The organism is Salinibacterium sp. PAMC 21357, from assembly GCF_000247645.1.
Taxonomy (GTDB): domain Bacteria; phylum Actinomycetota; class Actinomycetes; order Actinomycetales; family Microbacteriaceae; genus Rhodoglobus.
In genome coordinates, this window is the sequence record NZ_AHWA01000002.1 from 443,113 (window position 1) to 456,023 (window position 12,911).

Consider the following 12,911-nt stretch of genomic DNA (forward strand, 5'->3'; position numbering starts at 1 on the left):
TGATGAGCTTTCATACCAACGAGCCTCACTCCGGTGATTTTGCTGGTCGCCTAAATTGGTTGCGCGCCGGAGTGCTTGGCGCAAACGACGGAATCGTTTCTGTCGCGGCAATCGTCGTCGGTGTCGCCGGTGCGACTTCTGCGATTGCGCCAATCCTCACCGCCGGAATCGCAGGGCTCGTCGGTGGCGCTATCTCTATGGCCTTAGGCGAGTATGTTTCCGTCAGCAGCCAAAGTGACAGCCAACGAGCACTCATCGAGAAGGAACGCCGCGAACTCGCCGAGATGCCGGAAGAAGAACTCGCTGAGCTCACCGCCATTTACCAAGCCAAAGGCATCAGCGCAGCTACCGCCAAACTGGTTGCCGAAGAACTAACGGAACACGATGCGCTAGCTGCTCATCTCGAAGCCGAATTAGGCATAACCGAAGATGCAGTCGTGAGTCCGTGGCAAGCCGCCGGCGCCTCGGCATTGGCATTCACTATCGGTGGTGTACTGCCGTTCGCGGCAATTCTGCTTGCGCCTGAGCCGGTACGCGTGCTCGCGACTTTTGCCGCTGTACTGACGGCTCTCATCATCACCGGGACCCTGTCGGCCCGAGTGGGCGGCAATAGCTGGGTACGCCCGACGCTTCGAATCGTCATTGGAGGGGCCATCGCCCTAGCGACAACGTTCCTGATCGGAACACTACTGGGCAACACGGGAGTCGTCTAACACGGCGATAGCGACTACGTTGCGGTGGTGAGAGTTTACGAATGGGCCGGCTAGTACGCCGGGTTCTGTTCACACGAAGCCGAAACCCCGTGCTGGACGGTCATCTATCTACGATGTACGTTGCCGCACACCTCTAGCGATCTACCCGAAGACTCGGCGAGCAGCCTTAGCGTCTTCTGTCTGATCTTGCTCCGGACGAGGTTTACCTAGCCGGCTGAGTCACCCCAACCGCTGGTGGTCTCTTACACCACCGTTTCAGCCTTACCCCGGATCGAAATCCGTGGCGGTCTACTCTCTGTTGCACTGTTCTCGCGGGTTACCCCGGGTGGGTGTTACCCACCATCCTGCTCTGCGGAGCCCGGACGTTCCTCGGTGCCCTTGCGGACAACGCGACCGTCTTGCCGACCCATTCAGCTGTCAAGCTTATCCTCCGCGAAGTGCCCGACGCACCACTATAGAGAGGATGCAGGACACAGTACGCGGGGCCTCGAAGTGACGCTGAGGAATGCACGATGCCGCACGCACGATGCCGCACGCATGGAGTTCTCGTTGAACGCTAGAGACCCGACTCGTCAGTGCGCACCAGGATCGCTTCGCTGCTGGCACACATGATGATGGAGTCAGGGGCTGCCGCACGGATTTCTTGCATCTCATTCTCAAGAAGCTTGACGCCGGATGCGAGCGAAACACCGCCACGAAGAAGCGATGCTCCTGTTCCGTAGCGTGAACGCTGACGTTCGTAGAGCGCGAGGAGATCTTCGGGAAGGGTCTGCTGAAGCGATGCGCGGCCGGCACGAACGGTGCCGAGTTCTGCCTCAATGTCGCGAAGTGCTTCATCACGACTTGCCTCTAGACCTGAAGTCTCAGCGGTGAGATTCGCGGCCTGCTCAAGAAGGTTGTCAACAATTTTCTGTTGCCCTTCGAGGCGCTCCATCACTGCCAACTCAATGTCTTCCAAATTACTCAAACGAGTTCGCAACGCGGCCAACTCCTGCTCGAATGCCGCAGCATCCTTGGCGGATGACGTGGCATCGAGTCGAGCACTATCGCGAGCGATCCGAGCGTCGACAACCTTGACATCAGAATCGACCCGGCTGAGTTCGAGTTCGATATCGTCCTTGATACCGCGCTCTTCAAGAAGGGTCAACTGAAGCTTGTCCCGGTGTTGCTGCAACTCGGTGAGGCTCGTGTGTTGCGGAAGCTTCTTAGCGCGGTGCTCCAACTGCGAAATTTTGGTGTCGAACGCCTGCAGTTCGAGCAGACGTGCTTGGTCGGCCGGGCTAGCAGTTAACGCCATAGTGGTACTTCTTTCTGTATACCGGTGTGCTTACTGCACAACCGCAAAATCCCAAGGGTCGGTGCGCAACTCGCTCACCGTGATCGTTACTTCTGGAAGCAGCGCCTGCAACTCAGTAGCTGCGGCTTCTAGCCACAACCATTCGCTTGCCCAGTGCGAAACATCGACAAGCGCGGGGCCCTGCATGAGACGAGCATTCTCTCGCGCCTCAGACGCGGGATGATGTCGCAAATCGCTCGTGATGTACACATCAGCGGCAAGCACGGCAGGGTCATTCAAGTATGCGTCACCCGCTCCCCCACACAGCGCCACAGACTGAACAACCTGGTCAAAATCGCCAGCAACACGGATTCCGGACGCCGTTGGTGGCAGAATTTCGCCAATGAGACGAGCGAGCCGGCCCAGCGTCATAGCCTCCGGCAGTTTTCCGGTGCGGCCGATCCCGCGATCTGGAGTCTCTCCGACCACGATGGGGGCGACATCCGTTAGCCCCAATTTCGCCGCGAATCGTCCGGAGGTTCCGGTCTCGACGACATCCGCATTGGTATGAGCGGCAATCAGGGCACACTCTGCTCGCACGAGCTTTGTGAGCACTGCACCCTTGTAGCGGTCGCTAGCGATCGAGGTGACACCCCGCAACAGCAAAGGATGGTGAGTGATGAGCATGTCTACACCCTCACCGATCGCTTCGTTCACGGTGTCGAGCACGGCATCAACTGCGAGCGATATACGGTTCACTGGGGCATCAAGATCGCCCGCAACGAGCCCAACCGCATCCCACGATTCGGCGCCCGAAGACGGCCAAAGTTGTTCGGTTACAGCGATGACATCCGCGACAGTAGTAGACACGCTTTCAGTCTAGGCGTGGCGGGTAGCGCGCTCCGAACTACCTGCCTCTTGATGGCGAATCGCAGGGATACCGGCAACGAGCGGGGTCAGGATGCCGAGGACAAGCGCAACGAGCACACCAAGGTCGGTTGCTGCCAGCTCGGAGTTGAGGTCGACGCCTAGCGCGACGAACCCATAGCCTTGCCACGAGAGCCAACCAATTGTTGCGCTTGTCAGCGCAAACCCGATTGCCGAAATCGCGAGGAACGCGCTGAGGTTGACCCAACGAACATCCGCGTAAATTCCGCCGCGAGAGGTCAACGAAGCACTGTCTAGTCGACGGTTGCGAATCATTGTCTCTGCAGCGAAAATTCCGACCCACGCTGCTGTCGGAACCGCAAGAGTCGTAGCCACGTCGCGGAAGAGTTCGTTAATTCCCCCATCGATACCGAAAGCGAACAGGATGGCCAACGCACCCAACAGCACGCCGACGATCACGATTGACCACTGCCGCGGAAGGCGTACGCCAACAGCCTGGAGTGCGAATCCGCCCGAGTAGAGACTCAATGTGATGCCCGAGAGCAGACTGAGTGCCGCGGCCAGGAGCAGCGGGATCGGATACCATCCGGGCAGCAGAGTCAGCAAGGTGTCGAGAGGTGATCCCAAGAAATCGCGGGCGATTGCCGGATCGGATGCTGCCAGAAGTGCGCCGTAAGCGATGAGCACGAATGCGGGCAGTGTCGCGCCGAACGAGGCTGAGAGTGCCGAAGCTGCTCCACTCGACGACGTGCGTTGGTAGCGCGCGATATCGGCGCCACTGTACGCCCAGACCAAGCCCAAGAAGCTAAACACGAGCACAGCGCCGGTGAGGGTAAGCAGCCAAGAGCCATCGGGAGTCGTGAGCGCCTGAGCTACATCAATGTACTGAGCGGTAAAAGCGATGAGCCCGACAACGAGCACTCCGGAAATAATGCTCAAAATCAACTGGATGCGCGCAAAGAGCGGGTAGCCAGCAAACGCGATAACCAGCGCAACCAAGAACGAAAGTGCCAAGGCAATGAGGAGAAGCTGACGATCGCCCAATCCAACATTGAGATCAGAGCCGATGAGCACGATAGTGACCGAGGACGCCAAAACCCAGAGCAGCACTGCGCCCCAGAAGAGTCGTGCGACCAATGCGATGACCGACGGAACCACGTTTCCGACCACGCCAAACGCGGATCGGGAAATCACCATTGTTGGCTGTCCGCTGCGCTTGCCCGCGAGCGTCGTGAGCCCTAGCGGGATGAAGGATAACGCCACGCCAGCCAGAATTGCCACGATTGATTGGCGAAGACTCATTCCCACCGCGAAGACGGCAGCACCGAGACCGAGACTCACAATCGACGAGTTCGCCGCAAACCACAGCCAGAACATCCGGGCCGCTTGGCCCACGCGGCGATCCATGGGAGTGGGCTCGAGGCCACTCTCTTCGAGACTAAAAACCGGCTGAGCGGTCGGAGCTACGTCTCCGAGACCAAGAGGTTGTTGGCTCACGCGTGCGTTTGAGAGCAACATCGGTTGCGGGACCGCTGCAGAATCTGTTGCCTGCGGTGCAGCGACGCTCGGTGCGTTCGAAACAGGCGCTGACGGTGAAGCGACAGACGGTGCGGCGATGTGTGCCGCGGCAGCAGAACCGGCGATGCCGGCAGCAGCACCCGCAGCGAAGGGGATCGGATTGCTGTCGAGAGAGGTGTCGGGCGCGGCTAGATCGGAGGAGTCGGTCGAGCGATCGCTCGCGTCTACAGCCTCATCCGTCTCCGCTTCCTGCATTGCGTCGGTGATCGTGACTGATCCGGTCTGCACGTCCGAGAGTGGGTCACCCTGTTGAACAGGGCTCTCGGGCTCGGCGATGAACAGATCAAGCGGATTAACGTCGTCGTCCTCGGGCTCATCGTCGATGACATCGACGTCATCCGTCTTCAGCAGGTCGTCAAAGCTAACCGGAGCGCTGGGCACATATCGCGGAGTTTCTTGAGACGCGAAGCTAAAGGTGGCGGATGCTGCCTCAGTTTCGAGATCCTCGACCGCAGTGTCGCTATCGACCGCTGTTGTGTCCGCTGCGTTGTCGCTGAATGCTTCAGTGTCGGTCGCTAGCGGTTCGGACGTTGCTGCCGACGCAGACTCGGAAGGCACATCGAGGCCGAAAGCAAACGGTGGCTCGGCTTCGGGCTCTGCGATGGGTGCCGCCGCGCTTGCGGATGCCTCTGGCTCTCCAGAGATCGGAGGAGTGAAGCCAAAGTCGCCGAAAGAGACATGCTCATCAAGATTTGAGCGAGGTGTCGACGGTGCGGTAACCGGCTCGACGAGGGCCGGAGGGGCGAAAGGAATTTCGTCGTAGTCGCCGTCCTCATCGAGAGGAAGCTGCGGAGACGGCGCAAAACGACTGGCCTCTGGGGCGCTGAAATTGTCATCAATTGGCGGCGCAGTGGGTTCTTGAGGCGATGCGATGCCGCCCAAGCTCAAGAGTCCGGATTCCGCGTCGAAATGGGGCACGACCTGTTCAGGCCCAGTCTCGATCGCGGAAGCCGTTTCGGCTTCGGCTTCGGACGGGGCTTCGGCTTCGGCTTCGATCGCAGAATCAGAGTCGGCGTCTTCTTCAGTCGTTACCTGCCCTGTCGGGGCAACGTCAGCCAGCAAGCCCACCCCGGGCGCGATTACCGGTGCCGATTCCGATTCCGATTCCGATTTCGAATCGTCAACTTCTTCTGGCGCAGGCTCTGGTGTCGGTGCGGCGAACTGAGCGACATCAGGGACGCTGGCGTGAGCGGAGTCATCCGCACTGGGCGCGAACCGCGACTGACCGAACGATACGTTGTCGGACTCCGAAGCACGGGGGCTAACCGATTCCGGTGCCTGCATGCTTTCGGTTGTCGGCCCTGATGGGCTATCCGCATCTTGGAATGGAAGCGTGATCGAGCCAGTAGGGTCGGCATGCGCGGCGAACGGAATCTCGTCATCGAAGTCGGCCCCAGGAGACCACGAGTCACTGGGCGGTGGCACCTCCCACGCTGGCAACTGAACGGCAGGTGTCACGGGAGCAGCGGCGGGGGACGCAGAATTTTCGACCACAGCAGGCCCAGCTGCATCGGTGGAAACATCACTGCGCGGTGCAGGATCAGCAACCGATGGGCTGGTCGCATCGTCAGCGTCGCCGGCGTCTGCGCGGCCTTGGGAACGAAGAGTCGTCTCCCACTCACGGTATTCACGTGCGTCTTCTTCGCGCAGGCGAAGCTGAGCTTCGAGCACCTCAATTACGCTCAACGTGCCGGTTGATTGGTTCTCAGGGCTGTCGGCCCACGTCAGTAGCTCATCGTCGGCCATGGAACGCCGCACAGGAGGCGTCGGAATCTCTGTTTCAGCCGCGGAGACGTCAGGCTCAGTAGTGGGGATTTCGGTAGCAGCAGCGGACACTGCATCTTCGCCATTGAAGGCTTTGGTCTCACCAGCAAATTCACCGGCCGCAGGCGGAGCTAATAGGTTGCTCTGGACGACCGCGTCAGCTACGTCCGCGCTCGGCGCAACAAGAGTCTGGTCGGGTGCCTCGAAGGGTGGCTGCGAGATTGACTCTTCGTCGGCAAGCGTTGATGCTTCCTCGATTACCGGAACGTCAGTGGACTCGGGCTCTTCAGCGTCCGGTGTCTCATCGATTACTGCGGAGGAGTCGACTGGCTCAAAAGCGTGGAACGGGTTCCACTCCTCAGGAGCGTCTGAATCGGGAACTTCAGCTTGAGAGATTGGCTCTTCCGCAGACTCTCGCGAGTCGAGGGAATCAGCGGTATCCGTTGACGCGAAAGCGGCAAACGGGTTCCATTCTTCAGGTGTCGGCGCCTCTGCTGCGGCAGCAGGAGAAGTCTCTGCGTTCGCGTTCGCATCTACCTCGTCTGAGTTGAGCACGTCAACAGGTTCGACTTTTTCCGTCGGCACTGCGGCTTCAGCAGGCGCGACGGGCTCAGCTGGCGCGATGGGCTCAGCGGGAGCGAAAGATTCGACAGGACCTGCGAATTCCGAAGGAGCGAAAATTTCGGCAAGAGCAACTGCTTCTTCAGAAGGTGTCGCTACTTCAGGAGCAATCCCTTCTTCAGAAGCGGTCGCTTCTTCAGGAGCAGTCCCTTCTTCAGAAGGCGTCGCTTCTTCAACTGCGGTCGCTTCTTCAGACAGGGCAGGCTCGGTCGGTGCCGCGAAAACTTCCGGGTCTTCGGCCGGCTCGAGCACATCTTCCGTGTTCGACGAGTCATGTTGCGCGAAGGGAGTCCACTTTTCCACTGACGGACCATTCACCGATCCATCGGTAGCGGCGTCCGCGCTGTCTTCAGCTTCTTCAGCGTCGACAGCCGCCGGTATTTCAGATCCGGAAGGCTCATCCGCGGAATCAAGAGCGAGAGCGTCGTGAGCACTATCAGCCTCACCCGATGGGACGACGAAGTCGGCTGGCGCGAAGGACTCAGCTGACTCGGATGGTTCTGGCGCTTCTGCCGAAGCCGAGACCACTGTGGCTTCAGGAACGTGCGACGAGTCCAAGACCTCAGGCGGCGCTTCTGCCGCAGTTGCATTTTCTGACTCGTTGCCGTGATCGTGAGCGTCTAGGTCCAGACCAGCATCGGCCACATCAGGCGCGAAGCCTAGTAGTTCGCCGAAGTTTGAGTCCTCGGCACCAACCGGCTCGCTCGCTTCCTTCACGGGGAAAGAGGGATCGTTGTCGAGAGAAGACGGCTCGTTGTCGGACGTTTGCGCATCGTACGGTTGATCATCCGTTTGCTTGGGCGCGAATTCTGCCGCTGCCGTTGCGAAAACATCGGCGGGAAACTCTAGCGACGATGAGCGCTCGACATCGAGACTCGGTTGAGTATTTTGCAGCGGGTCGGGTGCGCCGACTCCGTCGAGGTTCCACATGGGGGCGCCCTCGATTACTTCCGCTACCGGAAGCGGAAGTCCGGCGGCGGCAACATCGTCGGCTTCGCTGGCCTCGGGCGGAGTAGCCACGTCGTGGGACTCAGTCGTGTCTGCAGAACCGATCGCGTCGCCAATCGAAACAGCTTCGTCGGACGAATTAATCTCCGCAGTGGAGGCATTCTCGTCAGGGGCAAGAACGGCGTCAGGCGACGCTTCGTTGTCGTCCGAAACATCGTTCTCGTAGGCAGCGGCGGGTTCGTCCTGAAGGTCGGTCTCGCCTAGAGCGGTGGGCTCACTGTCAACCGGCGCTTCGTCGGCTGCCGTGGCGTCAGCGGTGATTGTGTTTGGCTCAGCGACGACTAGTTCTTCAAGCTCTGGTTCTTCAAGCTCTGGTTCTTCAAGCTCTGGTTCTTCAAGCTCTGGCTCAACCGTGGCTGGCTCTGAAGCCGCGGTCGCCGGGCTCACGTTTGGTTCGAGCGGTCCGAGCTTCCAGACGTTGTTGGTTTCAGGAGCGTGATCTGACGATACGGAGTCGAAAGGATCTACAGCGGGCGATACATCCGCCCACGATGTGTCGTTTACGGTCTCGGCTTGAACAGAATTCGCTGTCGGGTTCTGAGTCGCGAACAACGCATCGAAATCGAAGTCTTTGGATGCTTCGGGCTCTGCCGATTCGGCGACGTTGTCTGCCTGGTTTCCTGATCCGTCGCCATCGACGGCGGACTCTGAAGCTGGGCTCAGGTTCAGAGCGACGTCGGTTTCATCTTCGTCATTGCTGACAGGAGGTCGACGTCGAGAAATACGTGACGCGAAGAAGTCGGGCGTCGTGTAGTCGGCGGGGATTCGGTAAGGATCGTCGTCCTCGGGGGCAGCATCCTTGGGCTCAGGGGCGTCAGGAGCAGGAACCTCAGGGGCATCCTGGTCGCTGGAGAGCCCGTCAGGGGCATCGAGTTGGGACACCGCCTGTGTGGGATCTGGTGCTGGCGCCATCGCCCAGGGAGGCATGCCCTGGTCGAGCGCATCAGAAAGATCGGACCGCTGAAACTCTTCATTCAAATCGATGGGAGCAAAGCTCGAGGCGCTAGGGGGCGGCGCGGGCACATTGGTGGGTTCGTCAGACGGCGAATCGCTCGACGCAGTAAAAGCCGCATCCAGATCGAATACTCCGTCACTTGAGGCTTCGCTCGAGTCGACAGGTTTCGTCTTCTCGTCATCGTCAGCCGAACTATTTACCGGAAAACTTGACGCCGCGCGTCGAGGAAAACGTAGCTCGAAATCTTGCTCTGAAGACGTCTTTTCGTTCGCATCGTTTGCGTCGTCAACGTCGTCGTGGAATGCCATGCACAAATCTTAGGGCGAAGCCAGTACTTTGCGGGGATGACGAGCCGTGCTCAGCACAGATATTCCAGCAAATCTGAGTACGAGACCAGCGGAGTAGACCGGCGCATGCAGCTCACTCACGAAGATTGCCACCGTAGTCGCTACGCGGCTGGCGACTGCTGCGGCACTCGGCGCTGGGGAAGCGATCGGAGAGTTTGCGGGAAATGCAGAAAGCCCCCGTTGTTGACGGGGGCTTTCTCTTGGTGGGCCCTACCGGGATCGAACCGATGACATCCACGGTGTAAACGTGGCGCTCTACCAGCTGAGCTAAAGGCCCGCAGCGTCGCAATGCGAAGCAGCGCTCGATAATGCTACATGGTTTTTCGTGCCCGCTTCACACCCACCCCAAATCGGTCAGCTCCGCCCAGAAGTGAGAGCCACAATTGAGTGTTCATAGTCGGAGAATTGCCGCGCTTCGCCCAGCGCCGCCTCGATCACATCCCGCACCACTCCGTCCTGGTCCACAAGAAAACTCGCGCGACGGGCAAACCCCTTATCTGCCAGCAATACTCCGAAGGCCTCTGCTGTGCGCCCATGCGGCCAAAAATCAGAGAGCAACGAGAGTTGGATTGCCTCGGCATCCGACCACGCCCGCAGCGTTGCCGTCGAGTCCACCGAGATCACAACGATCTCCACTCCGGCGCTCGCCGCCACATCATGCCACTCGTTGAGCTGCGCAACTTCATCAGTACACACTGCCGAAAAGGCGAGCGGGACAAAGACCACGAGCACGGCACGACGCAACAGGAGCTCACGCAACCGGATGGTCTGCCCATGCTGATTGCGCAACTCAAAGTCGGGCGCCACAGCCCCGATCGTGATCGTCATGCGAAACCCCTCTAGTAACGCCCTCTTCAGTGCCCAGTGTTTACGGCAGAAAATGACTCAGTTCGAATGTTGCCGCATCCGACAACTAGAATCGTTGGGCGTAGTCGATCCCATCACATCTGCAACCCAGTTGTGACTCGACTCGCACGACTCTGTTCTCTACACGAAAGAGGTCAACGGTGACGGTAAACGACCAGGACCCATACTCGGTAACCAACACCGATAAGGACCCAGAAGAGACCGCCGAGTGGAACGAATCACTCGACTCCCTAGTTGCAGCACAAGGCCATGAGCGCGGTCGCGAGATTATGCTCAGCCTGCTCAAGCGTTCCAAAGATTTGCACCTTGGTGTGCCGATGGTTCCCACCACCGACTACATCAACACGATCGCTAAAGAAGATGAACCTGATTTTCCGGGTGACGAAAAACTCGAGCGTCGCTACCGTGCGTGGATCCGCTGGAATGCAGCGATCACCGTGCACCGCGCCCAGCGCCCCGGTGTCGGGGTTGGCGGCCACATCTCGACCTATGCGTCGTCTGCCGCGCTCTATGAAGTAGGGCACAACCACTTCTTCCGTGGCGCAGACCACGAATCTGGTGGAGACCAAATCTTCTACCAGGGTCACGCCTCCCCCGGTATGTACGCTCGCGCCTTCCTCGAAGGTCGCATGAGCGAAGACCAGCTCAAGGGGTTCCGTCAAGAGAAATCTCAAGCTCCGAACGGCATCTCGAGCTACCCGCACCCGCGCCTCATGCCCGAGTTCTGGCAGTTCCCGACCGTCTCGATGGGCCTGGGCCCGATCAACGCGATCTACCAGGCACAGAACAACAAATACATCAGCAACCGCGGTATCAAGGACGTGTCCGACAAGCAGGTCTGGGCATTCCTTGGTGACGGCGAGATGGACGAGGTCGAAAGCCGTGGAGCCCTGCAGTGGGCAGCCAACGAGAACCTCGACAACCTCAACTTCGTCATCAACTGCAACCTTCAGCGCCTCGACGGCCCGGTTCGCGGTAACGGCAAGATCATTCAGGAGCTCGAGAGTTTCTTCCGCGGTGCCGGCTGGAACGTCATCAAGGTTGTCTGGGGCCGCGAGTGGGATGACCTGCTCGCGAACGATCATGAGGGCGCGCTTCGCGACCTCATGAACCGCACTCCCGATGGTGACTACCAGACCTACAAGGCAGAGTCTGGCGCTTACGTTCGCGAGAACTTCTTCGGTCGCGATCCTCGCACTCTCAAAATGGTCGAACACCTCTCGGACGACGTGTGTGGAACCTCAAGCGCGGTGGCCACGACTACCGCAAGGTTTACGCGGCATTCAAGGCCGCGAACGAGCACAAGGGGCAACCGACTGTCATTCTCGCGAAGACGGTCAAGGGCTATGGCCTGGGCCCGAGCTTCGAGGGCCGCAACGCGACCCATCAGATGAAGAAGATGACGCTCGATAACCTCAAGAAGTTCCGCGACGAAATGCACATCCCCATTACGGATGCCGCACTCGAAGCAGATCCGTACCAGCCGCCGTTCTACCACCCCGGTGAAGACGATGAAGCAATTCAGTACATGCAGGAGCGCCGTCGCGAACTAGGCGGCTATGTACCCGAGCGTCGCACCAAGCACACGCACATCGAGTTGCCAGAGGCGAAGACCTACGACGTCGTCAAGAAGGGCTCCGGCAAGCAGGAGATCGCCACCACCATGGCTTTCGCTCGACTGCTCAAGGATCTTCTGCGTGACAAGTCCATTGGTAACCGCATCGTTCCGATCATCCCGGATGAGGCACGCACGTTCGGCATGGACGCCTACTTCCCGACCGCGAAGATCTACAACCCCGCCGGGCAGCACTACACCTCAGTAGACCGCGAGCAATTGCTTGCCTACAAGGAAAGCCCGCAGGGCCAAATCGTGCACGTTGGCATCAACGAAGCGGGTGCCTTCGCGGCGTTTACCGCTGTTGGTACCTCATATGCAACTCACGGCGAGCCGCTAATCCCGGTTTATGTCTTCTACTCGATGTTTGGGTTCCAGCGCACTGGCGATGCCATGTGGGCTGCCGGCGACCAGATGGCTCGCGGTTTCATCATGGGCGCCACGGCCGGTCGCACGACGCTGACGGGTGAAGGCCTGCAGCACGCTGACGGCCACTCGCTGCTTTTGGCATCCACAAACCCTGCGGTTGTCAGCTATGACGCTGCCTATGGTTACGAGCTTGGCCACATCGTGCGCGACGGTATTGAGCGCATGTACGGCGGCAAGCACGAGGATCCCAACGTTATGTACTACCTGACGTTGTACAACGAGCCTCTTGTTCAGCCTGCTGAACCTGAGAACTTCGACGTCGAGGGTGCGTTGAAGGGTATCTACCACCTCTCGTCAGCGACGATCACGGGGCCGAAGGCTCAGTTGCTTGCTTCCGGTGTTGCGGTTCCGTGGGCACTCGAAGCGCAGCAGCTCTTGGCATCCGACTGGGGCGTTGCCGCTGATGTTTGGTCGGTCACGTCATGGACCGAACTGCGCCGAGACGGCCTTGCGGCGGAGGAGTTCAACTTCCTCAACCCCAACGAGGAACCTCGCGTGCCTTATGTCACGACGAAGCTTGCGGAAGCGAAGGGCCCGTTTGTGGCACTGACCGACTTCATGCACGCCGTGCCTGATCAGATCCGCGCCTTCGTTCCCGGCGACTTTGCGACATTGGGTGCCGACGACTTCGGTTTCTCTGACACTCGCGCGGCTGCACGACGCTTCTTCAAGATCGACAGCCACTCGATGGTCGTTCGCACCTTGCAGTCGCTCGTTAAGCGCGGCGAAATGGATCCCGCTGTTCTTGCTCACGCAATTGAGAAGTACAGCCTCCATGATGTCAATGCGGGCACCACCGGTTCTGCCGGCGGCGAAAGCTAGGTCGCAACCATTCCCCCGGTACAGAAGA

The 12,911-nt window shown here is 59.5% G+C and carries 5 protein-coding genes, 1 tRNA gene, 1 other RNA gene and 1 pseudogene; 2 read left to right on the forward strand and 6 right to left on the reverse strand.

All coding sequences use genetic code 11. The features are described 5' to 3' along the window. The first annotated feature begins 2 nt into the window (after positions 1–2). The gene (locus ON14_RS02140; RefSeq protein ID WP_010202779.1) at positions 3–713 is read left to right on the forward strand and encodes a VIT1/CCC1 transporter family protein; all 711 of its coding nucleotides are present in this window, start codon (positions 3–5) and stop codon (positions 711–713) included. A gap of 38 nt (positions 714–751) precedes the next feature. On the opposite strand, the gene rnpB is transcribed toward ON14_RS02140, so the two are convergent. The 6 genes from rnpB to ON14_RS02165 all read right to left on the reverse strand — a co-directional run bounded on the left by rnpB (position 752) and on the right by ON14_RS02165 (position 9,978). After that, positions 752–1,122, reverse strand: an RNA gene (rnpB, locus tag ON14_RS15100) — RNase P RNA component class A. A 147-nt stretch (positions 1,123–1,269) separates the two neighbouring features. Next, positions 1,270–2,010 carry a zinc ribbon domain-containing protein gene (locus ON14_RS02145; RefSeq protein WP_010202780.1) on the reverse strand — a complete coding sequence of 247 codons (741 nt, stop codon included), beginning with the start codon at positions 2,008–2,010 and terminating at the stop codon, positions 1,270–1,272. Between the two features lie 30 nt (positions 2,011–2,040). Next, positions 2,041–2,859, reverse strand: coding sequence for a Nif3-like dinuclear metal center hexameric protein (locus ON14_RS02150; RefSeq protein WP_010202781.1), 819 nt, complete (start codon positions 2,857–2,859; stop codon positions 2,041–2,043). Positions 2,860–2,868: 9 nt separating this feature from the next. Continuing rightward, complete coding sequence (locus ON14_RS02155; protein WP_010202783.1) at positions 2,869–9,111, reverse strand: cytosine permease; 6,243 nt, start codon at positions 9,109–9,111, stop codon at positions 2,869–2,871. Positions 9,112–9,351: 240 nt separating this feature from the next. Continuing rightward, positions 9,352–9,427: transfer RNA gene (locus tag ON14_RS02160), tRNA-Val, on the reverse strand. Between the two features lie 77 nt (positions 9,428–9,504). Continuing rightward, positions 9,505–9,978: a redoxin domain-containing protein gene (locus ON14_RS02165; protein WP_010202785.1), complete on the reverse strand. Its 474-nt coding sequence runs from the start codon at positions 9,976–9,978 to the stop codon at positions 9,505–9,507. Between the two features lie 179 nt (positions 9,979–10,157). On the opposite strand from ON14_RS02165, the pseudogene aceE reads away from it, so the two are divergent. Further along, positions 10,158–12,883: pseudogene (gene aceE, locus ON14_RS02170) on the forward strand (pyruvate dehydrogenase (acetyl-transferring), homodimeric type). The last annotated feature ends 28 nt before the right edge of the window (positions 12,884–12,911 follow it).

Excerpts from the sequence above, each read along its gene's own strand:
- ON14_RS02140 (WP_010202779.1), top strand. The coding sequence starts at position 3 with ATGAGCTTTCATACCAACGAGCCTCACTCCGGTGATTTTGCTGGTCGC.
- ON14_RS02145 (WP_010202780.1), bottom strand. The coding sequence starts at position 2,010 with ATGGCGTTAACTGCTAGCCCGGCCGACCAAGCACGTCTGCTCGAACTG.
- ON14_RS02155 (WP_010202783.1), bottom strand. The coding sequence starts at position 9,111 with ATGGCATTCCACGACGACGTTGACGACGCAAACGATGCGAACGAAAAG.
- ON14_RS02165 (WP_010202785.1), bottom strand. The coding sequence starts at position 9,978 with ATGACGATCACGATCGGGGCTGTGGCGCCCGACTTTGAGTTGCGCAAT.